The following is a 22,351-nucleotide window of genomic DNA, read 5'->3' as shown; positions in this document are numbered from 1 at the left end:
GCCGTGAGCCTGCCGTCCCTGCTGCTCGTCGACGACAGCGACGCCATCCTGGCGCTGGAGCGGGCCATCCTCTCCGGCCACTACACCATCCACACGGCCAGCAACGGCCGCGAGGCGCTGGAGAAGGTGGCGCGGCTCAAGCCCGCCGCGGTGCTCCTGGACCTGTCCATGCCGGAGATGGACGGGGACGAGGTGCTCCAGCGGATGAAGTCGGACCCGTCCACCTCCGACATCCCGGTCATCATCATCTCCTCGGAGAAGTCGCGCGCGGAGGCGTGCCTGGGGCTGGGCGCGGAGACGTTCCTGGCCAAGCCCTTCCGCGCGGACGAGCTGCTGGTGGCGGTGGGGGACGCGCTGGCCACCGCGCGCCGCCGCGCGCGCACCGGCTCGCTCCTGGTGCTGCGGGTGACGGTGGGGGAGCTGGAGTTCGCCGTGCCGCTGGACGCGGTGCGCGAGGTGCTGCTGCACCCGGCGACGCGGCCCCTGCCCACCGCGCCGTCGTACCTGCGCGAGTACGTGGAGGTCCGGGGCGAGGCGCTGTGCGTGCTGGACGTGGCGCGCCGGCTGAGCGTCGAGCACAAGCTGGCGCGCGTGGAGCGCATGCTGGTGGTCATCCAGGTGGACGGGGTGGCGCTGGCGCTGTCGGTGGACACGGTGAAGGACCCGGAGGAGTACGGGGCGGCGGACATCGACCGGCGCGAGCAGGTGGGTGGGGCGGACCACGGGCCCTTGCGCGAGGGGCTCATCGGCATGCTGCGCGCCGGAGGCCGGATGCTCCCCATCCTGGAGCCGCGGGTGTTCGTCGCGCGGGGGCTCCTGCGGGAGCTGCCGGCGATGCTGGAGGCCGCGGAGGCCAGGCGGAGCGCATGAGCGTGGAGCTCGACCCGCGGCTTCTGACCCGAGCGCGGGAAGTGGTGTCTTCCATCACCGGCTTCCGCGACGACGCCATCGCCCCCGAGGCCATGGAGCGCGTGGTGCGCACGGAGCTGGCGCGCGGGCGCACGCCGGCGGACCTGCTCGGGGAGCTGCTGTATCCCCAGTCCCCGCTGTCCGGCACGCTGGTGCGCGCGGCGCTGGTGGGCGAGACGTACTTCTTCCGCCAGGCGGAGCACTTCCGCTGCATCGCGCAGGTGGGCGTGCCCACGGCGCTGCGCCGGGGCGCGCTCGCGCTGCGAGGGTGGAGCGCGGGCTGCGCCAGCGGGGAGGAGGCGTACTCGCTGGCCGCGTGCCTGCTGGCCTCCGTGCCGCACGGCTACCCGGTGGAGGTGATGGGCACGGACCTGCACGAGGCCAGCCTGGAGACGGCGCGGCGGGCCACCTACGGCACCTGGTCCCGGCGCGAGTCCGCGCCGCGGCTCTTCCCGCTGTACCAGGAGAGCGGCGAGCGGCAGGTGACCATCCTCCCCGCCGTGCGGCGCATCACCTCGTTCGCGCAGCACAACCTGCTGGCGTCGCTGCCGGAGCGCTTCGGGCAGTTCGACTTCATCCTCTGCCGCAACGTGCTGACGTACTTCTCCATGACCGCGCGCGAGGCGGCCATCGCGCTGCTCGTGCGCGCGCTCAACCCCGGGGGGCTGCTCTTCCTGGGCGCGGTCGAGGCGGACAAGGTGCCCGCGGGCGTGGTGCGCGAGGGCGCGCCGGAGCTGCAGACCTTCCGCCGCCTGGGGCCGGGCGAGGACGTGGCGCCCGCCCCGGCGCCGCGGCCGCTCGAGCGCGCGCTGGAGTTCAAGCCCATCCTCCCGGTGCGCCGCCCCAAGCTGGTGATGCCCGAGCAGGCCCCCGCGGTGGTGCCGCCCCCGACGCCCGCGCGGCTGCACCTGCAGGCGCTGGAGCGCATCGAGGAGGGGGACGTGGAGCGCGCGTCCACGATGCTGGAGTCGCTGGTGCGGCAGGCGCCGGACTACCTGCCGGGCCTGCTGGAGCTGGCGCTCCTGCGCGAGCGCTCCGGGGCGCGCGAGGCGGCGATGCCGCTGATGCGCGCGTTGCGCTCGCGCGCGGAGCGGCTGCCGCCGGACCATCTCGTCGACGGGCCGGAGGCGCTGCCGGCACGGTTCTATCAGGCGTCGGCTGACGCCTACCTCAACCTGGGGGCGCTGGAATGAAGATCCTTCCTCGGACGATGGAGGAGGCTCAGGAGCAGGAGGCGGCGGAGCTGCTCGAGCGGCGCGCGTCGCGGCTGCGGGAGCAGGGCGAGACCACCGTCGAGGAGGCGGTGCATTGGATCGCCGAGTTCCCGCTGGGCGAGGAGCGCTACGCGCTGTCGCTGGAGATGCTGCGCGCGGCGCTGCCCCTGAAGATGGTGACGCCGGTGCCGCTGTCCGCCCCGCACGTCGTGGGCGTGCTGCGCTTCCAGGGCCAGGTGGTGTCCGCGCTCAGCCTGGCGTCCATGCTCGGAGGCCACGGCTGGCGCCAGGACCCGGCGGTGCTGCTGGTGGTGGACCGCGGCGACGGCGAGCTGTGCGCGCTGGACTGCGAGGCCATCCCCCGGCCCACCACGCTGCCCATGAGCGCGGTGGAGACCGCGCGCACGCGCGCCGAGGGGCCGGTGATGGAGGTCTTCACCCAGGACCGCCAGCTCATCCACCTCATCGACCTCAAGCGCCTGTTCGCCATGCGCGCCACGGGAGGCCGCAATGCCCGTTGACCCGATGCTGCAAGGGCTGGTGGCGGGCTTCGCCGTCGAGGCCCAGGAAGTCATCCAGAAGGTCACCATGGACCTGCTGGAGCTGGAGCGCGAGGGCCTGGAGCCCGCGGCGCTCACCAGGCTCTACGTCCGGCTGGGTCGCCACCTCCACACCCTCAAGGGCAGCGCGGCCAGCCTGGGCCTGCAGGACCTGGGCGACATCGCCCACAAGCTGGAGGACGCGCTCGCGCCGCTGAAGGCCAACCCCCAGAAGATGCCCCGGCCGGTGGTGGACGTGCTGCTGCACGGCCTGGACCTCTTCATGCTGCGCGCCCAGGCGCACGCGGACGGGCGCGGGGACGCGCTGCCGGACCCCGCCGCCGCCCTGGCCCAGCTGGTGGCGGACGGGCCCGCGCCGGAGTCGGTCGCGACCAGGGTCCCCCCCCCCCAGGCGCCGGCCGCCACGGCCGGCCACGTCCCGGAGCCGGTGGAGGAGGCCACGCTGGCGTCGGAGGCCGCCGCGCTGCTGGCGCAGGAGTCGCTGCCGGAGTCGGCGGACGCCGGCTGGCGCGTGAGCGTGCGGCAGGTGACGGCGCTGATGCGCGAGGTGGAGCGGCTGCGCGAGGTCCGCCTGCGCGTGGAGGAGCGGGGGCGCGAGCTGGAGCGCGTGGTGGGCGTGCTCGCCAAGCAGGGGCTGCTGGCGGAGACGGCGGAGGCGCGCACGCTGCTGGCCGGCACCGGGCGGCTGCTGCGCACCGACGGCGAGGAGACGAGCGACATCGTGGACGCGCTGGAGGAGGGCCTCAAGGCCATCACCACGCGCCCGGTGCGCACCATCCTGGACCCGCTCCAGCGCATGGTGCGCGACCTGTCGCGCCAGTTGGGCAAGGAGGCGCGGCTGTCGGTGGTGGGGTCGGAGCTGTCGCTGGACCGGCGCCTGTTGGAGAAGCTCCAGGGCGCGCTGGTGCACCTCTTGCGCAACGCGGTGGACCACGGCCTGGAGATGCCGTCCGAGCGCGAGCGGGCCGGCAAGCACCACGAGGGCGCGCTCACGCTGCGCGTGGAGCAGCAGGGCAACCTCCTGTTCCTGGAGTGCTCGGACGACGGCGCGGGCATCGACCTGGCGCGGGTGCGCAAGGTGGCGGAGTCGCGCGGCGTCGTCACCTCGGACGAGGTGTCGCGCTTCAACGAGAACCAGATCCGCGACCTCATCTTCCGCCCGGGCTTCAGCACGCGCACGGACGTGACGGACACCTCCGGGCGCGGCGTGGGCCTGGACGCGGTGCGCGCCTCCGTGGAGGCGATGCAGGGCCGCATCGAGGTCAACAGCACGCCGGGCCAGGGCACGCGCTTCGTGATGACGCTGCCGGTGGACCTGGGCAGCTCGCCCGTCCTGGTGGTGCGCGCGCTGGAGCAGCTGGTGGGCCTGCCCATGCTGGCGGTGGAGGCGACGCAACTGGCGCGCGCGGACTCGCTGCGCATCGGCAAGCGCAAGGCGCACCTGGAATACCAGGGGCAGCTCCTGCCGGTGGTGGACGTGGGCGCGCGGCTGGGCCTGCGCGCGCTGGCGCCGCCGGCGGAGGGCCAGCCGCTGCTCATCGTGCAGAGCGGCGGCAAGCGCGTGGCGCTGGGCGTGGACGCGGTGGTGGGGGACCGGGACCTGGTCATCCGGCCCCTGCCGTCGGAGGTGCGGGACGTGCCGGCGTGGCAGGGCGCGGCGACGCTCAGCCGGGGCGAGCTGCTGCTCATCTGCCGGCCGGACTGGCTGGTGACGGAGTCCGGCCAGCTGACGGTGGCCGCGCAGCGGCGGGCGCTGGTGGTGGACGACTCGCTCACCGCGCGCGCGCTGCACCGGGCCATGCTGGAGGCCGGCGGCTTCAGCGTGCACCTGGCGGCCAGCGGCGCCCGGGCGTTGGAGCGGCTGGCGACGGACACCTACGACGTCGTCATCTGCGACCTGGACATGGAGGAGATGGACGGCACCCAGCTCATCGCGCGCCTGCGCGCGAAGCCGGAGACGGCCACGCTGCCCGTCATCCTCGTCTCCGCGCACGACAGCGCCCCGGCCCGCGAGCGTGGCCTGGCGGCGGGCGCGGATGGATATTTGAGCAAGCGCGAGTGCGCCGCTGGACGGTTGCTCGCGGAGGTGTTGGACGTGATGAGTCGTAGGGGAGGGCGCGCGTGAACACCCGCCGACCCATCCGCGTGCTGGTGGTGGACGACTCGCCCACCATGGCGAACACGCTGACCGCGCTCCTGACCGAGGAGCCTCGCATCGAGGTCGTCGGCCGGGCGGGGGACGGCAACCGCGCCGTGCAACTGGCGCGGCTGTTGCGCCCGGACGTCATCACCATGGACCTGCTGCTGCCGGGCCTGGACGGGCCGGCGGCCATCGCGGCCATCATGCAGCAGGCGCCCGCGCGCGTGCTGGTGGTGAGCGCGGTGGCCGAGGAGCGCGGCGTGGACCTGGGCTTCCAGGCGATGAGCGCCGGAGCGCTGGAGCTCATCGGCAAGCCCAACGTCACCAACGTGGAGGAGCTGCGCCGCTGGGGCCGGGACCTGGCCCACTCGGTGTGCCTGATGGCGGAGGTGCCCGTCATCTCCCGCCGCGCGCGCGCGGGCTCCGTGACGCCGCCGCCCACGGGCGCGCGGGTGGACGTCTTCGGCGTGGTGGCCTCCACGGGCGGCCCGCCGGCGCTGGCGGACCTGCTGTCGAAGCTGCCCAAGGACCTGCCGGTGCCGCTGCTGGTCGCGCAGCACATCACCGTGGGCTTCACCCAGGGCATGGTGCGCTGGCTGTCCCAGGTGACGTCGCTCGCGGTGGACGTGGCCCGCGACGGCGAGCGCCTGGAGCCGGGCCGGGTGTACTTCCCCCTGGACGGCCACGACCTGCTCGTGGACGCAGGGGGCATGGCGCGCCTGCAGCGCAGCCGGGGCGGTCCGTGCCCCAACGGCGACGTGCTGCTGGCCTCGCTGGCCTCCGCGTTCGGCCGCCGCAGCGGCGGCGTGGTGCTCACCGGCATGGGCGAGGACGGCGCGCGGGGCCTCTTGGCCATCCGCAACGCCGGCGGCGTCACCTTCTCCCAGGACGAGGCGACGTCCGTGGTCTACGGCATGCCCCGCGCGGCGCTGGAGCTGCGCGCCACGGAGCAGGGGGTGCCCCTCTCCGCGCTGCCGGAGCTCATCCTCCAGAGCTGCACGCCCCAGTCCTACCGCGCGAACGCCCGCGGTGAGGGAGGCCCTGGCCGATGATGCCTTCCCGTGATTGCCTTGCCCGCGCGTCGTGCCCGCGCGCGCGTCGTCTCGAAGTCCTCCGGGTGATTCCGTGAGCCTGCCCCACGCCTCCTTCGCCACGCAGCTCGGCCAACAGTTCCGTCAGTCGCTCGGGCTGGCCCCCAAGCTCGTCCTCGTCACCACGCTGGTCAGCGCCACCGTGGCCGCCATCCTCACCGCCACGGCCACGCGCCAGCTGGAGAGCGACCTCGTCGACAGCCACATGGGCGAGGGCCAGCTCCTGGCGCGCAGCCTCGCGGTGGCCGTCGAGCAGACGGTGACGGCGGGCTCCAACATCCTCCAGCCCATGATGGACGTCACGAGCTCCAACGAGGACATGACGTACGTCTTCCTCACGGACGTCGCCGGCAACGTGGTGGCGCACAGCCTCAAGGGCGCCTTCCCGGAGCGCCTGAAGGCGGCGACCGCGGGCCAGGGCGAGGTGAGCGCCGAGACGGGCTGGGGCCCGGTGCTGGAGGTGGAGACGGAGGGCCAGGTGCTGCGCGCCATGAACGTGGTGGCGCCGGTGGCGGGGGGCCGGCTGGGCGCGGTCCACGTGGGCATCTCCCGCGACCACATCGACACGCTGGTGAGCGGCCTGCGCTGGCGCATGACGGGCTTCGCCGTGCTGCTGGTGGCGCTGGGCGTGGCGGTGGCGGCGGCCTTCGGGCGCAGCATCGTCCGGCCCCTGCGCGAGCTGACGGAGGTGGCGGGCCACATCGTCGAGTCCGGCGACCTCACCCGGCCCATCCAGGTGAAGAGCGGCGACGAGGTGGGGCGGCTGTCCAACTCCTTCGGGCAGATGGTGGCCCGGCTGCGCGAGGTGACGCTCAACCTCCAGCAGGCGGCCCTGGCCCTCACCCAGTCCACCGAGCACCTGAACACGTCCTCCACGGACCAGGCGCAGACCATCTCCCGCCAGGCCGCCGCGCTCCAGGAGACGCAGGTGACGGCGCAGGAGATCAAGCAGACCTCCATGCTGGCCGCGCAGAAGGCGGAGAGCGTGCTGTCGGTGGCGGAGCGCGCGGACGCGCTGGCGCGCTCGGGCGAGGCGGCCATCGAGCAGACGATGGCGGGCCTCAACGACATCCGCGTCCAGGTGGGGGAGATCGCCCAGAAGATCCTCGAGCTGGGCGAGCGCACGCAGCAGATTGGCGGCATCACCCAGACGGTGAAGGACCTGGCGGACCAGTCCAACATGCTGGCGCTCAACGCGGCCATCGAGTCGGTGCGCTCGGGCGAGCACGGCAAGGGCTTCGGCGTGGTGGCGCGGGAGATTCGCGCGCTGGCGGACCAGTCCATCCAGGCGACCACGCGGGTGCGGGAGCTGTTGGACGACATCGCCAACTCGGTGACGGCGGCGGTGCGAATCACGGAGCGCGGCGCCGAGCGCATGGAGGCGGGGCTCGCCCAGGTGCGCACCAGCGGGCAGAACCTGCGGGAGCTGTCCTCCATCGTCCAGGACAACGCCGCGGCCGTCCGGCAGATCGCCGCGGCGGTGAGCCAGCAGAACGTGGGCATCAACCAAATCACCCTCGCGGTGAACGACCTCTCGAAGATGATGGACGAGACGGTGGCCCGCATCGGCTCCACGGGCGAGGCGGCCACCACGCTGCAGATCATCTCCGAGCAGCTCTCCAGCGCGGTGAAGAGCTACCGCGTCGAGTAGTCGCCCGGCGCCCGGGCCGCTCCCGTGAAACACCGAGGCCCCGACTCCCGTGAGGGGAATCGGGGCCTCGTCGTGTCCAGCGACTGGCGGCGGCCCTCGGGGCCTAGGCCTGGGCCTGGGGCGCGGGCTCCGTCTTCAGCACGAGCCCCTCCGGGCCGACGTCGTAGCGGGCGACGCCGCCGTTCCTCAGGTCGCCGAAGAGCAGCGCCTCCGCGAGCGGCTTCTTCAGCGAGTTGTCCACGAGCCGGGCCATGGGGCGGGCGCCGAAGGCCGGGTCGTAGCCGTTCTCCGCCAGCCAGGCGCGCGCCGCGGGCGTCAGCTCCAGGGTGACCTTCTTCTCGTCGAGCATCTTCTGGAGGAGGCGGACCTCCTTGTCCACGACCTTGAGGATGACCTCCGGCGGCAGGCCGGAGAAGAGGATCCACCCGTCCAGCCGGTTGCGGAACTCCGGCGTGAAGGTGCGCTCGATGGCCTTCTTCGCCCGGTTGGACTCCGCGGGCTTCACCGCGTCGCCGAAGCCGATGGTCTTCGTGCTCATCTCCATGGCGCCCGCGTTGGTGGTGAGGATGAGCACGACGTTGCGGAAGTCGGCCTTGCGGCCGTTGTTGTCCGTCAGCGTCGCGTGGTCCATCACCTGGAGCAGGATGTTGAAGAGGTCCGGGTGGGCCTTCTCGATTTCATCCAGCACCACCACGGCGTACGGGTGCTTGCGCACCGCGTCCGTGAGCAGGCCGCCCTGGTCGAAGCCGACGTAGCCCGGCGGCGCGCCGATGAGCCGGCTCACCGTGTGCTTCTCCGAGTACTCGCTCATGTCGTAGCGCAGGAACTCCACGCCCAGCGCCTGGGCCAGCTGCTTGGCCAGCTCCGTCTTGCCCACGCCCGTGGGGCCGGAGAAGAGGAACGAGCCGATGGGCTTCTCCGGCGCGCGCAGGCCGGAGCGCGCCAGCTTGATGGCGCTGACCAGGTCCTGGATGGCCTTGTCCTGTCCGAAGATGACGCCCTGCAGCTCCTTGTCCAGGTTCTGCAACTGCACGCCCTCGCTGGCGGACACGCTCTTGGCGGGGATGCGCGCCATCTTCGCCACCACCATCTCCACGTCCGCGCCGGTGACGGTGTTGGTGCGCACGCCCTCGGGCTTGAGCCGCTCGGCCGCGCCCGTCTCGTCCACCACGTCGATGGCCTTGTCCGGCAGGAACCGGTCGTTGATGTGCTTGGCGGCCAGCTCCGCCGCCGCGCGGATGGCCTCCGGCGTGTACTTCACCCCGTGGTGCTCCTCGTAGCGGCTCTTGAGCCCCTCCAGGATGAGCACCGTGTCCTCGATGGAGGGCTCGGCCACGTCGATCTTCTGGAAGCGCCGCGACAGCGCCCGGTCCCGCTCGAACGCGGACTTGTACTCCTGGTACGTCGTGGAGCCGATGCAGCGCAGCCGCCCGCTGGCCAGGGCCGGCTTGAGCAGGTTGGACGCGTCCATGGAGCCGCCGCTGGTGGCGCCCGCGCCGACGATGGTGTGGATCTCGTCGATGAAGAGGATGGCGTCCTTCTGCTCCTGGAGCGCCTTGAGCACGCCCTTGAGCCGCTCCTCGAACTGGCCCCGGAACTTGGTGCCCGCGAGCAACGAGCCCATGTCCAGCGAGTACACGACGGCGTTCTTCAGCGCCTCCGGCACCCGGCCCTCGTGGATGTACAGCGCCAGGCCCTCCGCGATGGCCGTCTTGCCCACGCCCGCCTCGCCCACGTAGAGCGGGTTGTTCTTGCGGCGGCGGCAGAGCACCTGGATGGTGCGCTCCAGCTCCTTGTCGCGGCCGATGAGCGGGTCGATGCGACCCTCCTTGGCCTCGATGTTGAGCTGGGTGGTGTACGCCTCCAGCGGGCTCTTGCGCGGCGACTCGCCTTCCTCGTCGTCCCCGGCGTGCGCGTGCTTGCCCTCGCTGGCCTCGCCCTCGTCACCCCCCCCGTCCTCGTCCTTGGTGATGCCGTGGGAGATGAAGTTGAGCAGGTCCAGCCGGCTGACGCCCTCCTGCTGGAGCAGGTAGAGCGCGTGGCTCTCCTCCTCGCGGAAGAGGGCCACCAGCACGTCGCCCCCGTCGATGAGCTTCTGCTCGGCGGACAGGGCGTGCATGGCGGCGCGGTGGAGCACCCGCTCCACGCCGATGGTCTGCTGGGGGTCGGCCTCCACCCCTTCGGGCAGGCGTTCGACCGTCTCCTCCAGGAAGTTGGACAGCCGCTCCTGGAGCCGCTTCACGTCGGCGCCACAGGCCTTCAGCACCTCGCGCGTGCGGGAATCCTTGGTGAGCGCCAGGAGCAGGTGCTCCAGCGTCAGGTACTCGTGGCTCATCTTCCGCGCCTCGTCCATGGCGCTGCGGAAGCTGGCCTGCAACTCTTTGGCGATGAGGGGTCCTGCCACGGTTCAGCCTTCCTCGGGTTCCATGGAGAGCCGCAGCGGGAACCCATTGTCCCGCGCGGCGGCTTCCACCGTCTTGAGCTTCGTCTCGGCGACCTCGAACGTATAGACGCCGGCCACTCCGACTCCGTTGTAATGAACGTGCAGCATGATCTGCACAGCATCCGACTCCGACTTGTGGAAGACCTCCTTCAGCACGGCGACCACGAACTCGCGGGTGGTGTAGTTGTCGTTGTGGAGAAGCACCTTGTAGAGCGGGGGCTTCTTGAGCTTCTGCTTGGGAACGGTCTCCGTGACGACGGAGCCATCATGCTCGTGCTTCTGCGACATGGGGTTCTCGGACTCCCTTTGATGACCAGGGGAGCAGGTCGTTTCATGCCTCTCCCTTGAAACCCGTCTCCGCCCGCCACTGTGGCAGTCCACCCCGGACGGCCGCCCGCTCGTGCTCCAGGAAGCCACGCACGGCCCGCTCGAGGCCCGGGTGGAGGAGCAGGTGGGCACTATACGTGAGCTGGGGCTCGAAACCCCGGGTGAGCTTGTGCTCGCCCCCCGCTCCCGGCTCGAAGCGCGACAGGCCCCCGGCGATGCCCTCCGCCACGGGGTGATACAGGCAGACGTTGAAGTGCAGGAAGGGGTGCTCCTCGAAGCACCCCCAATAACGGCCGTACAGCACGTGGGCCGCGCGGAAGTTGAACGCGCCGGCGACGAGGCACTCCCCGCGCCGGGCCTCCACCAGCTCGCAGCGGTGGCGGAACGAGGACAGCATCCGCGCGAAGAAGTCCCGCGTCAGCAGGCGGGAACCCCACGGGTATTTGTCCACCGTGGAGGCGTACAGACGGTAGACGGTGTCCGGGTCCACGTCCGCCAGCGCGTCGCCGCGCAGGGTGCGCACGTGGATGCCCTGCTCCTGGGGGGCGCGCAGCTCGCGGCGGACCTGGTTGCGGCGCTTGGCGTGGAAGCGGGCGAGGAAGTCCTCCAGCGTGCGGTAGCCGGCGTTGCGCCACTGGTACTGCACGCCCAGGCGCATGGCGAAGCCGCGCGCCTCCAGCACCGGCAGCTCCTCCTCGGTGGGGTACAGCACGTGGATGCCGGAGAGCTGTTCGGCGCGGGCGAACTCCAGCGCGCCCGCGTAGAGCTCCGCCTCGAGCGCGGCGCGGTCCTCGCCCGGGGCCACCAGCACGCGGCGGCCGGTGGCCGGGGTGAAGGGCACGGCCACCACCAGCTTCGGGTAGTAGCGCACGCCGGCGCGCTCGGCGGCGGTGGCCCAGTGCGTGTCGAAGACGAACTCCCCCTGGCTGTCGTCCTTGATGTAGGCGGGGGCGGCGGCGACCAGCGTGGGGCCGCGCCACAGCGTCAGGTGGCGCGGGTGCCAGCCGTGCTCGGGCACCGCGCTGCCGCTGTCCTCCAGCGCCGCCAGGAAGGCCCACTCCAGGAAGGGCACGGCCGCCTCGTCCACGAGCCCATCCCACGCGGCCCTGGGGACCTCGTGGATGGAGGGGAGGATGCGCAGGGTGGTGTGCGGCGAGGTGGACATCGGCATCGTGCGCGGCGGGGCTGGGCGGCAGCCTATAACGATGCTGGGCCCCCCTTGCCATGGCCGGCCGGCCGCTACCTTCCGCGAGTCAGCTCGGCGGCGAGGAAGCGTCCAGCCTCCGCCAGTCCCTCGGCGCCGCGACGTCGTCCATCGTCGGTCTCCATGACCCGGCGGGCCGCGTCACTGGCGATGCCGGCCTCCAGGTCTGCGAGCACGAGGAACGCGCTCCATGCGGGCGTGAGGGGCGCCACGCGTCCGGGCCGCAGGGGCCGGTCCGACAGCGTGGTGGCCACCTTCTCCAGCAGACCGTCCTCCTTCAGACGCTTCGTCGACCCGAGCAGGGTGGTCCACGTCGCCTCCAGCAGCGAGCCGAGCATCCGACCGGACAGGGCGGACGAGAGCCGCTGCGCCGCCTCCTCCTCGTCGAGCCGGTGCGCCTGGGCATACGTCGGAGCGAGCTTCGCCACCACCACGGCGCGGGTGGCGAGATGGGCGAGTCGGGGAGGGTAGGACATGCGGTGCTCCGTCCAAGGCGGGGGACTGCGACCCACCGGGCGGTGGGCTACCAGCGCACGAGCAGACGGTAGCCCTCGGGGCTGCGCTCCTCCACGGTGATTCGTGGTTGGGCGTTGGCCAGCTCCATCATCCGCTCCAGGCCACCGGCCATGAGGTCCGGCCGGTTGTAGCGGTCCGTGAGCGTCAGGCGACGGCCCCGCTCCCCCACGGAGGTGGTCGTCACCTCGATGTCCGGGCGGCCCATCATCCCCAGGTAACGGGGGATGCGCTCGATGGCGCGCGCCGGGCCAATCATGGGCAGCGCCACCGCCGCCACCCGCCCCAGCAGCGTCTGCGCGAAGCCCTCCACCACGGTGCGCCCCAACTGCCGGTAGGCCTCCTCGTCGCCCAGGGTCGCGAAGACGTGCTCGCGCGCCAGCGTCACCGCCCGCTGCCACACCGGAATCGGGTAGTCCACCTCCGGCCGGCGCACGTCGTAGCCCAGGGCCTCCAGCTCCCTCAGGAGCCGGTCGTCCGCCTTCAGGCCCCGCACGAACAGCCCCTCCAGCACGCTGCTGCTCACGCGGGGAAGGGGTGGGGGCTGCTCGACGGGACGGCGCAGAGGCGTGATGGCCATGGAAGGGGTGTTCCCCTGGGAGCGGAGGTCCGCCCACCTTACCGAAGTTCGGAAATGACCGCGAATTACAGGTCTTCTCGGTTTTGACGCCGTGCGCCTGCGCGGGACGTGACGGGGTGGCGCGGGGCCGTTTGATTCCCCGAGGCTCGGGTTGCTATGGGGCCGCGAGCGCCTTACAGGAGAGGACCGAGGAGATCTGCATGTCGGTGAACATCCAGCTGGAATGGACCCCCAACCCGAGCACACTGAAGTACGTGGTGGACCGGAGGCTGTTGGCGGGTGGCGCGGTCAGTATCACGAACCCGGAGGATGCCCAGGCGAAGTCTCCGCTGGCCCGCAAGCTGATGGACGTGCGCGGCGTGACGGCGGTGATGATCGGCACCAACTTCGTGACGGTGACCAAGGGCGACGAGGGCGAGTGGGACGAGCTGAACGACCAGGTGATGGAGACGCTGGACACGCACCTGACCGCCAATGAGCCGGTGGTGGACGAGGCGGCGGTGGCCGCGGCGCGTCAGGTGGCGGTGGAGGCCGGGGGTTCGGTGGAGGCGCGCGTCCGCGAAATCCTGGACGCGGAGATCCGCCCGGCGGTGGCCATGGATGGTGGCGACATCACCCTGGATCGCTTCGAGGAGGGCATCGTCTACCTGCACATGAAGGGCTCCTGCGCTGGCTGCCCGTCGTCCACGGCGACGCTGAAGATGGGCATCGAGTCGCGCCTGCGGGAGATCATCCCGGAGGTTCTCGAGGTGGTGTCCGTCTGAGGCGCAACGTCAAGGCATCCCAGGTCCGGCGGGAGCTCCTGCCGGACCAGTCCCAGGCCCTCCTGCGCGAGCTGCACCTGCTGACGCGCGAGGGCCACCTCAACGCGGACGCGCTGCGCAAGCTCAAGCAGGTCAACCACCTGATGGGGCTGTTGCGTCCGGCCGTCGAGGACGTGCGCGCGCGTCACCCGTCCCCGGTCATGGTGGATGCGGGCAGCGGCAACGCGTACCTCGGGTTCGTGCTCTACGAGCTGTACCTGAAGGACGCGGAGGCGGGCACGCTGCTCTCCGTGGAGGGGCGGCCGGAGCTGACGGAGCGGGCGAAGGTCCGCGCCGAGCGGCTGGGCTTCTCGCGCATGCGGTTCCAGACCGCGCACATCGACGCGGCCGAGTACCCCGAACGCATCCACCTGTTGATGGCCCTGCACGCGTGTGACACGGCGACGGACGACGCGCTCCTCGCGGCCATCCGTCACGGCGCGGACCACGTGGCGGTGGTGCCCTGCTGTCAGGCGGAGGTCGCCGCCCAGCTCAAGGAGCGGCGGCAGGCGGGGCACGGCTCGATGCCGCTGTTGTACGCGCACGCGTGGCACCGGCGCGAGTTCGGCTCGCACCTGACCAACGTCATCCGGGCGCTCACGCTGGAGTCGTTCGGCTACCAGGTGACGGTGACGGAGCTGACGGGCTGGGAGCACTCGCTGAAGAACGAGCTCATCCTGGCGCGCCGGGTGCACCGGGAGAACCGGCGGGCCCGCGTGCAGTTGGAGCGGCTGCTGGCGGAGACGGGCGTGAGTCCGAAGCTGACGCGAGAGCTGGGCGTGAAGCCCGCGGCGCTCGTCGCCGGCGCGCCCGCGGAGGTGCTCCCCGAGGCCCCGGTGGCCGCCGAGGAGCCGTCGACCTCCGTGGAGTGACGCGGGGCCTCCGGTGTTCCTCCGGAGGCCCTGGAGTAGAACGGTGCCATGGCGGAGACGGTGAAGCGGTCGGAGCTGGTGGCGCTGGTCGACATGGACGGGACGCTCTGCGACTACCAGGGGGCGATGCTCCGGGACTTGGAGCGGCTGCGAGGCCCGTCCGAGCCTCCGCTCGGGGCGGAGCTGGATGACACGCCGTGGATGCGGGCGCGTCAGGACCTCATCCGGAGCCAGCCGGGTTGGTGGACGCGGCTGGAGCGCTGGCAGGCGGGCTTCGACGTGCTCGCGGAGCTGCGGGCCCTGGAGTTCGAGCTGCACGTGCTCACGAAGGGGCCCATCCATTCGACGAACGCGTGGGCGGAGAAGCTCCAGTGGTGCCAGCAGCACGTGCCGGACGCGCGTGTCACCGTCACCATGGACAAGGGATTGGTCTACGGGAAGGTGCTCGTGGACGACTGGCCGGAGTACATCCTGCGCTGGCTCACGTGGCGTCCCCGGGGGCTCGTCATCGTCCCCGCGCAGCCGTGGAACGAGGGCTTCTCCCATCCGAACGCGGTCCGCTACGACGGCACGAACCTGTCGCAGGTGCGGGTCCGGCTCGAGGCGGTGCTCGCCGCCGCGCGGGCCGCGAGTCGCGCGGAATAGGGCCAGGCCGCGTCAGAACGGAGCCGGGCACTCGAAGGTGACGGGGCGGCCCGTCTCCGGATGCTCGAAGGTGAGCGACTCCGCGTGGAGCATGAGGCGCTCGTCCTCGCGGCCGTAGAGGCGGTCTCCGACGATGGGGGCTCCGAGCCCGAGCGGATGGGAGGCATGGACGCGCAGTTGGTGCGTCCGGCCCGTGTGCGGGAAGAAGGCCACGCGGGTGCGCGCGCCCCGACGCTCGAGGACGCGCCACTCCGTCACGGCGGGCTTGCCGTGGACGGGGTCGTGAATCTGGCGGGGCCGGTCGTCCAGGTCCACGCGGATGGGGAGGTCGATGCGGCCGTGCTCCGCTTCGACGCGGCCCTCGAGCCAGGCGACATAGCGTTTGTGGACCTGGCGCTGCTCGAACTGGCGCTGGAGCGCGGCGTGGGTCCGGGCATCGAGCGCGGCGACGAGCAGGCCCGAGGTGTCCAGGTCCAGTCGGTGGACGAGCAGCGGCCCCGTGGCGCGCGGATGGCGGGCGCGCAGCCGGGTGAGCACGGAGTCGGACAGGGATGCCTCGCGGCCGGGGACCGACAGCAGGCCGTGCGGCTTGTCGACGATGACGAGGGACGCGTCCTCGAAGAGGACTCGCAGGTCCCGCGCGGGCGGCGGAGGCGGCGTGAAGATGCGTGGGGGCGCGACGTGCAGGCCCTCCAGCATGAACGGGAGCAGGGGGCCGCACTTGTCGCGGCATGCGGGATAGAACGCGCCGGAGACGCGGCCTCCGGCGGGAGGTGGCGCGCCCCACCAGAACTCCGCGAGCGCGACGGGACGCAGGCCCAGGGCGTAGGCGTGGGCGAGCAGCTTGGGCGCGGCGCAGTCGGCGGCGCCGGACGGTGGCTCTCCTGGTGTGAACAGGGTGCGGAGGAGGCGGCGCGCTCCACGCGCGTTGGGGACTTCGTACGTGTCGTGGATGCGGCGCATGAGGGCGCGGCTCACCGCGTGGCGCAGGCGCTCCAGCGCGCGGAGGCGTCGCTCCAGCCGCGCGAGCCTGGGGTGGATGCGCTGACGCTCGTCCGCGTGGGCCGCGTCCAATCGACGCCGCTCGGCCTTGTCGCCTCGACTCTCCTGGTCGAGGGAGTGGAGCGCGGCAGCGAGCCGTTGCCGGGCGTCGTCCTCTCGTGACGGGTCGGCCTCGAGCCGCTCCGTTGTCATGACGCCAGAGGGGCCTCTCTGCTCGGGGGCGAGGCCTTGGCGCTCGGCTGCGCGCAGTTGCTGGGCGTCGCTGCTGGGGCGAGGGTGGGGGCCTTGCTGATTCGCCTCCTCGGTGTCCTCGTGGCTTGCGCGGCCGGAACCCCCTCGCTCGACCATGGCGCGAGGCCCCATCGAGTGGGCAGAGACCGGCGGCCCCTCTGCTCGCGGCGCACCCGGCAGGGGCGTCGTGGTTGATTCCTTCAGCGCCGCCCGACGCGCGTGGCGCTCCTGTCGCCGGGCTTCGTGCTTCTGTTTCAGCGCGACCAGCTCCTGGCCCTGTCGTTCCGCGAGGGCCTCGCTCTCCGCGCGCAGTGCCACGTACTCGGTCGCGGTCCTCGCTGCCTCCGTGCGCACGGTGAGGGACTTCACCGTGACTTCGCCCTCGGGCTCCAGTCGCTCGCGCAGCTCGCGGTCGAACAGCGGCGGGACGTACCCCTCCACGTCCCAGCGTCCGGCGAGCATCCCGGAAAAGGCGCGCAAGAACCCGAGCCCACCCTCCGGTCGCCGCACCACCAGCACGCCGAACATCTTGCCGCCCTCGGCGTCATCCAGGAGCGACGTGGAGAGCCCGGGCGCGATGTGGCCCGTCCGCAAATCCGCCTGGAGCACCTCCGCCGCCCGTCGAGCCAAGGCCGAGGGGCCCAGCTCGTCGAACGGACTCGGCAGGCTCCCCGCGTCATCGGGGAGGTCCCGCTCCGACTCCATTGGCGTGACGCGCGCGTCCACGTCCCACCGCTAGCACGAAACCCGGGCGACGGGGGTGGCCCAGGAGCCGAGCCCTCCCCGCGCTATCCGAGCGCCGCCTTCCCAGCCGGCCTGCGCTGGAACCGGTACAACACGAACCCCACCGCGAGCGCGATGGCCCCGGCGAAGAGGTTCTTCTGCTCCGCGCTCAGCGCGAAGACGACGCACAGCGAGGCGGCGGCGAGGGGAATCACCGGCCCCCCGGGAATCCGGAACGCGTTCGCGGGCTGCTGGAGCTTGCGGCGCAGCACCGGCACCGCCACGGCCGTGCCGAAGTACGTGGCCAGCCGCGCCACCACGGACAGCGTGGCGAGCACCTCGAACGAGCCTGAGAACGCCAGCGGCAGCGCGATGGCCGTCTGCGCGAGGATGGCGACGGTCGGCGTGCGGTAGCGCGGGTGCAGCGTCGCGAGCGCCGCGGGGCCGAAGCCATCCTGCGCCAGCGCGTACAGGTAGCGCGGCCCGGCGAGCACGGTGTTGCTGTTGGTCCCGAGGATGGAGAGCACCCCACCCACCGTCATGAGGAGCCCACCTCCACTTCCGAGGAACCGCATGGCGGCGTCCGCGAGCGGCGTCTTCGCGTCCACGACCCCGGGCAACGTCCCCAGCGCCACCCACTGCACCGCCGTGTAGATGAGCGTGACGATGCCAATCTGCACCACGAGCGCGAACGGCACGTCGCGGCGTGGGTTCTTGAACTCACCGGCCGGCGCCGCCGTGTTCTCGAAGCCGGCGTAGGCGAACAGCAGCAGCAGCACCGCGGACCCCAGGTTGCCGCCATCCCTGGGCGTCACGGAGGTCGCCAGCGGCACGGACACGAAGAAGACGCCGACGGCGATGAACACCAGCAGCGGCACCGTCTTGGTGATGGCGAGGAACACGGCGGTGCGCGCGCCACCCTTCACCCCCACGACGTTGATGGCGGTCAACGCGAGCAGCGGCAGCGCGATGGCCAACCCCTGACCCAGGCCCTCGTTCGCGCCCGGCCACAAGAACCCCAGCGCGCGGGAGAAGCCCACGGACAGCGAGGCCACGGAGGAGACACGCGCCAGCCACGTCATCCAGCCGACCTGGAAGCCCACCAGCTCGCCGAACGCCTCGCGCGTGTAGAGATAGGCACTGCCGGGCTTGTCGAAGTAGCTGGCCGCCTCCGCGAAGCAGAGCACGAGCAGCAACACCGCCAGCCCCGCGAGCACCACGGCGCCCGTGCTGGCCGAGCCCAGGTTCGCGGCGGCCGCCGCCGGCAGCAGGTAGACGCCACTGCCGATGACGTCGTTGATGGAGAAACCTACGAGTTCCCAGCGCGACACGGCGCGCCGCATGCCCAGGTCTTGGGGAGTCGAGTCGGTTCCGGTGGTCATGGGAGGGGTGTGGGAGGAGGGTCCCACTGGAGCACAGGCGCGATGAATCCGCGAATTCACCGGGAGCCGTGCTCGCCCACCCCAAGCTAGACGAGCGCCTCCCGGGGCTCCGGGTGGCCCAGGAAGTCTCGCGGGCTGGCGGTGCGCCCGTAGGCGCCTGATTGGAAGACCACGACGAGGTCCCCTTCCTTCGCCGCGCCCAGGCGCGCCTTGTCCGCCAGCAGGTCCAGCGGCGTGCACAGCGGGCCGACGACGCTCGCGACCTCCGCCTCCGTCGGCGCGCCGTTGACGGCCACGGGGTAGTTCTTGCGAATCACCTGTCCGAAGTTCCCGGAAGCGGCGAGGTGCTGGTGCATGCCGCCGTCCGTCACGAGGAACACCTGCTCCCGCGACAGCTTCCGGTCGAGCACGCGGCACACGTACAGGCCGGCCTCGCCCACGAGGTAGCGCCCCAGCTCGATGACCACCTCCGTCTCCGGTCGCTCCGCGCGCACGCGCCCGGCCAGCGTGTTCAGGTGCTCCAGCACCGGGCCCACCTCCAGCGGCTTGTCGCTCGGCGTGTGGGGAATTCCGAACCCGCCACCCAGGTTCAGCGAGCGCAAGGGGACCTTCAGCTTCTCCGTCCACTCCAGGGCCAGCTCGCAACTGCGCGCTTGCGCCTCGATGATGGCGTCCGCGCGCAGGTTCTGGGAGCCGGCGAACAGGTGGAAGCCCTCCAGCGTCAACCCCGCGCGCTGGATTTCGGCGACGAGCTCCGGCACCTGCTCGGCGTCGACGCCGAACTGCTGCGCTCCGCCGGTCATCTTCATGCCAGAGGCCCGGAGCGAGAACGGCAGGTTCGCCCGGATGGCGACGCGCGCGGGCCGGCCCGTCGCCCGGGACAGCGCGGCCAGGAGCCGCACGTCGCGGAAGGACTCGACGTTGACGAGGATGCCCGCCGCGTGTGCCTGCTTCAGCTCGTGCTCGCCCTTGCCGGGGCCCGCGAAGCTGATGTGCTCGGGCGCCATGCCGGAGTCGAGCGCGACGCGCAGCTCACCCGAGGAGGCCACGTCCAACCCATCCACCAGCCGCGCCATGTGGCAGACCAGCGCCGGCATGGGGTTGGCCTTGATGGCGTAGTGGATGCGCACGGCGGGCGACAGCGCCCCGCGCAGCCGGCGGACCCGGTCGGTGAGCCGCTGCCGGTCATAGAGATAGCAGGGCGTTCCCCCCGCGGCGTCGACCACCTGGGACAGCGGCTGTCCTCCCACGAGGAACTCTCCTCGCGTGTCCTGGGGCCAGTCGCTCCAGGTCCCGCTCTCGGAGGGGGGGCTCGATACGGCGTCGGCTGCTTTCATGGTGCGGATGGCTCCTGGGCCGCGTGACGCGGAAGGGGGACGTCAGTGGGCGCGGCTCTGGCTGGCCACGCTCGCGGCGGCCTCCGGTGGAACGGCGAGCGCGGGACCCGCCGCCTCCATGTCGAGCAGCTCCTTCAGGAGGCTCTTGCGGTCGATCTTCCCGTTGCCGTTGCGAGGCAGGCTCGCCTGTCGGACCTCCACGCGGTGGGGGACCATGTACGGCGGCACCGACTTCTGGAGCGCGCGCAGGAGCACGTCGGCGCTGAAGCTCGCGGGCTCCCGGGGTTGCAGGATGACCGCGATGCGATGGCCCAGCCGCTCGTCCGGCAGGCCCACGGCGGCCGCTTCCGCCACGAGGCCCGTCGAGTAGAGGGCCTCCTCGATTTCGACCGGGCTGATGCGATAGCCCGAGGACTTGAGCATCTCGTCGTTGCGTCCGATGAAGTAGAGGAACCCCTCCTCGTCCATCTGCACCGTGTCGCCGGAGAACACCGCCATCTCCGGCAGCACCAGCCCCTGGATGCGCCGGGGCAGCAGGCGGAAGCGCTCCGCGGTCTTCTCCGGGTCGTTCCAGTACCCGAGGCTGACCGTCGACCCTCGGTGGACCAGCTCGCCCGGCTCGTTCGGCTCGCACGGGGTCCCATCCGGCCGCAGCACCAGCAGCTCCTGGTTGGGGATGGCGCGCCCGATGGAGTCCGGGCGTCGGTCCACCTCCGCTGGCGGCAAGAAGCTGGAGCGGAACGCCTCCGTCAGGCCGTACATGAGGTAGGGCTTCGCCGCCGGGACGCGGGCTCGCAACCGCGCGAGCGTCTCGCGCGGCATCTTCCCGCCCGTGTTCGCGAAGTAGCGCAGGTGCTCGTCGAGCTTCTCCGGCCAGTCCAGCTCCGCCAACTGGATGTACAGCGGAGGCACCGCCGTCAGCCCGGTGATGCGCTCACGCGCGAGCGTCTTCAACACCTCCATGGGCATCGTGTAGTCCAGGAGGACCGCGCTGCCGCCCACGGTGAACGCCGTCGTGAGCTGCGAGAAGCCGGCGTCGAACGACAGCGGCAGCACCGCCAGCAGCCGGTCATCCGCGCGGTTCTCCAGATAGGTGGAGACGCTCGCCGCGCCCGACACGAGGTTGCGGTGGCTGATGACCACGCCCTTGGGCTTCCCCGTGCTGCCCGACGTGTAGAGGATGGCCGCCATGTCCACGTCCGCCATGCGGGGCGAGGTGGGCGGGGCCTCGTCCGCGACGAACTCAGCCCAGGTCCCGAGCGAGTACTTCGCGTCCTCGGGCTGGGGAGGGCAGCTCTCGGCGGTCAGGACGACCCGGCGCAGCGACGGGCAGTCCGGCAGCGTCTCCTTCAGCGCCAGGTAACGCTCACGCGAGGTGACGAGCACCCGCACGTCGCAGTCGCGGAGGATGTGCTCGACCTGGGCGGCCTTGAGGACCGGGTTGATGGGGACGAAGCAGTGCCCCGCCTTCGTCGCGCCGAACGCGGTGGCGACCCCCTCGTGGCACTTCGACAGGTAGATGCCGACGCGCGAGGAGCGCTCGAGCCCGAGCAGCTCCAGCCCGCGCGCCACGCGGTCCTGGAGTGATGCCAGCTGCGCGTACGTGAGGGAGTGCCCTCGGTGCTTCAGGCTCTCCGCGTCCGGGGTTCTCCCGGCCGACAGGTCGATGAGGTGGTGGAGGAGGAAGGGCGCGGGCATGGGGGCACCTCGGTGGAGTCAGGGAACGGGGGACACGGGCTCGGCGGCGGCCTTCGTCCCTTGGAGCATGACGGTGAGGGTTCGGACCTGCTCGAACAGGCGCCGGAAGGGCAGGCCTTCGACGTAGCCGTGCCCCGCCGCCGTCTGCACGGCATCGCGGGCGATGCGGAAGGCCAGCTCGACGACATAGCCGGCGCTGAGGGACTCGGGGCCGCCGCGCATCCCGGGTGGCCGGCACTCCTCCACCCGCGCCGTCAGATACAGCGAGAGCGCCTCCTGGTGCAGCGCCAGGTCCGCCAGGCGCAGCGCGACGGCCTGATGTTGGTTGATGCTCTTGCCCGCGGACTGCCGCGTCTTCGCGTAGGCGTACGCCTCGTCCACGAGCCTGCGCGTCGCTCCCACCAGCAGGCCCGACAGGAGCGCGAGCTGCGCGCGGACCAGCGCGGACCAGGACTCCGGTGCCAGCGATTGCACGCCGAGTTCCTCCGGTGTCACGGAGGGCTCCGTGCTCCAGGTGAGCACCTCGCCTCGAGCAAAGCCCAGCAGGCCGCTCACGCGGGAGTGGGTGAGGCCCTGGGCGGGCAGCGGTGCCCATCCTCGCGGTCCCGCGAGCGCCAAAGAAGGAGGCCGGGCCGCGTCGACCACGGGCAGCCACGCCGTCCACCGCGTCCCGGTTGCGTCGGGGAGGGCCGCGAGGTCGACGGAGGCCGGGAGCTCCGCCGCGCGAGCCGGGATGCCGGAGAGGCCCTGCCACGCCGCCGCCAGGTTCGCGTGCCCGAGCAGCTCGGCCAGATGGAACAGCAGCACCGGTGCGTCGGCGCGGCGCTCCAGCTCCGGCAGCACGCTCGCGAGCTCCAGTTGCTGGATGTGCGAGACGGCCTCCGCGCCGCCGATGTCACGGATGGCGGACGCGATGGGCCGAGCGGCCCCCAGGAAGGGCTCGACGACGGGCGCACACCGGAAGTCCACGGGCGAAGGAGAGGAATCGAGAGAAGTCACGTGTGTCTCCACGAAAGACATTCAACA

General features: G+C 71.9%; 19 protein-coding genes. 9 read left to right on the top strand and 10 right to left on the bottom strand.

The window, feature by feature from the left end:
• Positions 1-3 precede the first annotated feature (3 nt).
• From LZ198_RS28930 to LZ198_RS28905, 6 genes are all read left to right on the top strand, one after another.
• Complete coding sequence (locus LZ198_RS28930; RefSeq protein WP_253975324.1) at positions 4-870, top strand: response regulator; 867 nt, start codon at positions 4-6, stop codon at positions 868-870.
• Positions 867-2,102, top strand: coding sequence for a CheR family methyltransferase (locus LZ198_RS28925; protein ID WP_253975323.1), 1,236 nt, complete (start codon positions 867-869; stop codon positions 2,100-2,102). The genes LZ198_RS28930 and LZ198_RS28925 overlap by 4 nt, the downstream gene beginning before the upstream one ends.
• Entirely contained in the window at positions 2,099-2,644 is a 546-nt protein-coding gene (locus tag LZ198_RS28920; RefSeq protein ID WP_253975322.1) for a chemotaxis protein CheW, read from the top strand. The genes LZ198_RS28925 and LZ198_RS28920 overlap by 4 nt, the downstream gene beginning before the upstream one ends.
• Positions 2,634-4,808: a hybrid sensor histidine kinase/response regulator gene (locus tag LZ198_RS28915; protein WP_253975321.1), complete on the top strand. Its 2,175-nt coding sequence runs from the start codon at positions 2,634-2,636 to the stop codon at positions 4,806-4,808. The genes LZ198_RS28920 and LZ198_RS28915 overlap by 11 nt, the downstream gene beginning before the upstream one ends.
• Positions 4,805-5,875: a chemotaxis protein CheB gene (locus tag LZ198_RS28910; RefSeq protein WP_253975320.1), complete on the top strand. Its 1,071-nt coding sequence runs from the start codon at positions 4,805-4,807 to the stop codon at positions 5,873-5,875. Before LZ198_RS28915 ends, LZ198_RS28910 begins: the two co-directional genes overlap by 4 nt.
• Before the next feature lie 73 nt (positions 5,876-5,948).
• Positions 5,949-7,565 (top strand): methyl-accepting chemotaxis protein, encoded by a 1,617-nt coding sequence (locus tag LZ198_RS28905; protein ID WP_253975319.1) that lies wholly within the window; start codon positions 5,949-5,951, stop codon positions 7,563-7,565.
• Between the two features lie 103 nt (positions 7,566-7,668).
• Here LZ198_RS28905 and clpA read toward each other — a convergent pair whose 3' ends face one another.
• From clpA to LZ198_RS28880, 5 genes are all read right to left on the bottom strand, one after another.
• Positions 7,669-9,969, bottom strand: coding sequence for an ATP-dependent Clp protease ATP-binding subunit ClpA (gene clpA, locus LZ198_RS28900; RefSeq protein ID WP_253975318.1), 2,301 nt, complete (start codon positions 9,967-9,969; stop codon positions 7,669-7,671).
• Between the two features lie 3 nt (positions 9,970-9,972).
• The gene (locus LZ198_RS28895; RefSeq protein WP_234069039.1) at positions 9,973-10,296 is read right to left on the bottom strand and encodes an ATP-dependent Clp protease adaptor ClpS; all 324 of its coding nucleotides are present in this window, start codon (positions 10,294-10,296) and stop codon (positions 9,973-9,975) included.
• Positions 10,297-10,339: 43 nt separating this feature from the next.
• A complete protein-coding gene (locus LZ198_RS28890) occupies positions 10,340-11,500 on the bottom strand; it encodes a GNAT family N-acetyltransferase (RefSeq protein ID WP_253975317.1) in 1,161 nt (386 codons plus the stop codon).
• A 74-nt stretch (positions 11,501-11,574) separates the two neighbouring features.
• A complete protein-coding gene (locus LZ198_RS28885) occupies positions 11,575-12,015 on the bottom strand; it encodes a hypothetical protein (RefSeq protein WP_253975316.1) in 441 nt (146 codons plus the stop codon).
• 47 nt (positions 12,016-12,062) lie between these two features.
• Positions 12,063-12,632, bottom strand: a complete 570-nt coding sequence (locus LZ198_RS28880) for a DUF2378 family protein (protein WP_253975315.1) — start codon at positions 12,630-12,632, stop codon at positions 12,063-12,065.
• A 200-nt stretch (positions 12,633-12,832) separates the two neighbouring features.
• On the opposite strand from LZ198_RS28880, the gene LZ198_RS28875 reads away from it, so the two are divergent.
• From LZ198_RS28875 to LZ198_RS28865, 3 genes are all read left to right on the top strand, one after another.
• Positions 12,833-13,396, top strand: a complete 564-nt coding sequence (locus LZ198_RS28875) for a NifU family protein (RefSeq protein ID WP_253975314.1) — start codon at positions 12,833-12,835, stop codon at positions 13,394-13,396.
• Positions 13,397-13,509: 113 nt separating this feature from the next.
• Complete coding sequence (locus LZ198_RS28870) at positions 13,510-14,307, top strand: class I SAM-dependent methyltransferase (RefSeq protein WP_256559990.1); 798 nt, start codon at positions 13,510-13,512, stop codon at positions 14,305-14,307.
• A 48-nt stretch (positions 14,308-14,355) separates the two neighbouring features.
• Complete coding sequence (locus tag LZ198_RS28865) at positions 14,356-14,952, top strand: 5' nucleotidase, NT5C type (RefSeq protein WP_253975312.1); 597 nt, start codon at positions 14,356-14,358, stop codon at positions 14,950-14,952.
• 12 nt (positions 14,953-14,964) lie between these two features.
• Here the strand turns inward: LZ198_RS28865 and LZ198_RS28860 are convergent, their stop codons facing one another.
• The 5 genes from LZ198_RS28860 to LZ198_RS28840 all read right to left on the bottom strand — a co-directional run bounded on the left by LZ198_RS28860 (position 14,965) and on the right by LZ198_RS28840 (position 22,324).
• The gene (locus LZ198_RS28860) at positions 14,965-16,890 is read right to left on the bottom strand and encodes a pseudouridine synthase (protein WP_253975311.1); all 1,926 of its coding nucleotides are present in this window, start codon (positions 16,888-16,890) and stop codon (positions 14,965-14,967) included.
• Between the two features lie 83 nt (positions 16,891-16,973).
• Positions 16,974-18,251, bottom strand: a complete 1,278-nt coding sequence (locus LZ198_RS28855) for an APC family permease (RefSeq protein WP_253975310.1) — start codon at positions 18,249-18,251, stop codon at positions 16,974-16,976.
• Between the two features lie 125 nt (positions 18,252-18,376).
• Complete coding sequence (locus LZ198_RS28850) at positions 18,377-19,627, bottom strand: pyridoxal-dependent decarboxylase, exosortase A system-associated (RefSeq protein WP_253975309.1); 1,251 nt, start codon at positions 19,625-19,627, stop codon at positions 18,377-18,379.
• A 42-nt stretch (positions 19,628-19,669) separates the two neighbouring features.
• Positions 19,670-21,325 carry an acyl-CoA ligase (AMP-forming), exosortase A system-associated gene (locus tag LZ198_RS28845; RefSeq protein WP_253975308.1) on the bottom strand — a complete coding sequence of 552 codons (1,656 nt, stop codon included), beginning with the start codon at positions 21,323-21,325 and terminating at the stop codon, positions 19,670-19,672.
• An 18-nt stretch (positions 21,326-21,343) separates the two neighbouring features.
• On the bottom strand, positions 21,344-22,324 hold the full coding sequence (locus LZ198_RS28840; protein WP_253975307.1) for an acyl-CoA dehydrogenase family protein: 981 nt from the start codon (positions 22,322-22,324) through the stop codon (positions 21,344-21,346).
• Positions 22,325-22,351 lie beyond the last annotated feature (27 nt).

Source organism: Myxococcus dinghuensis (assembly GCF_024198235.1).
Lineage (GTDB): Bacteria > Myxococcota > Myxococcia > Myxococcales > Myxococcaceae > Myxococcus > Myxococcus dinghuensis.
Note: the sequence above shows the minus strand (reverse complement) of the source record. Positions and strands in the feature narration are given on the sequence as shown.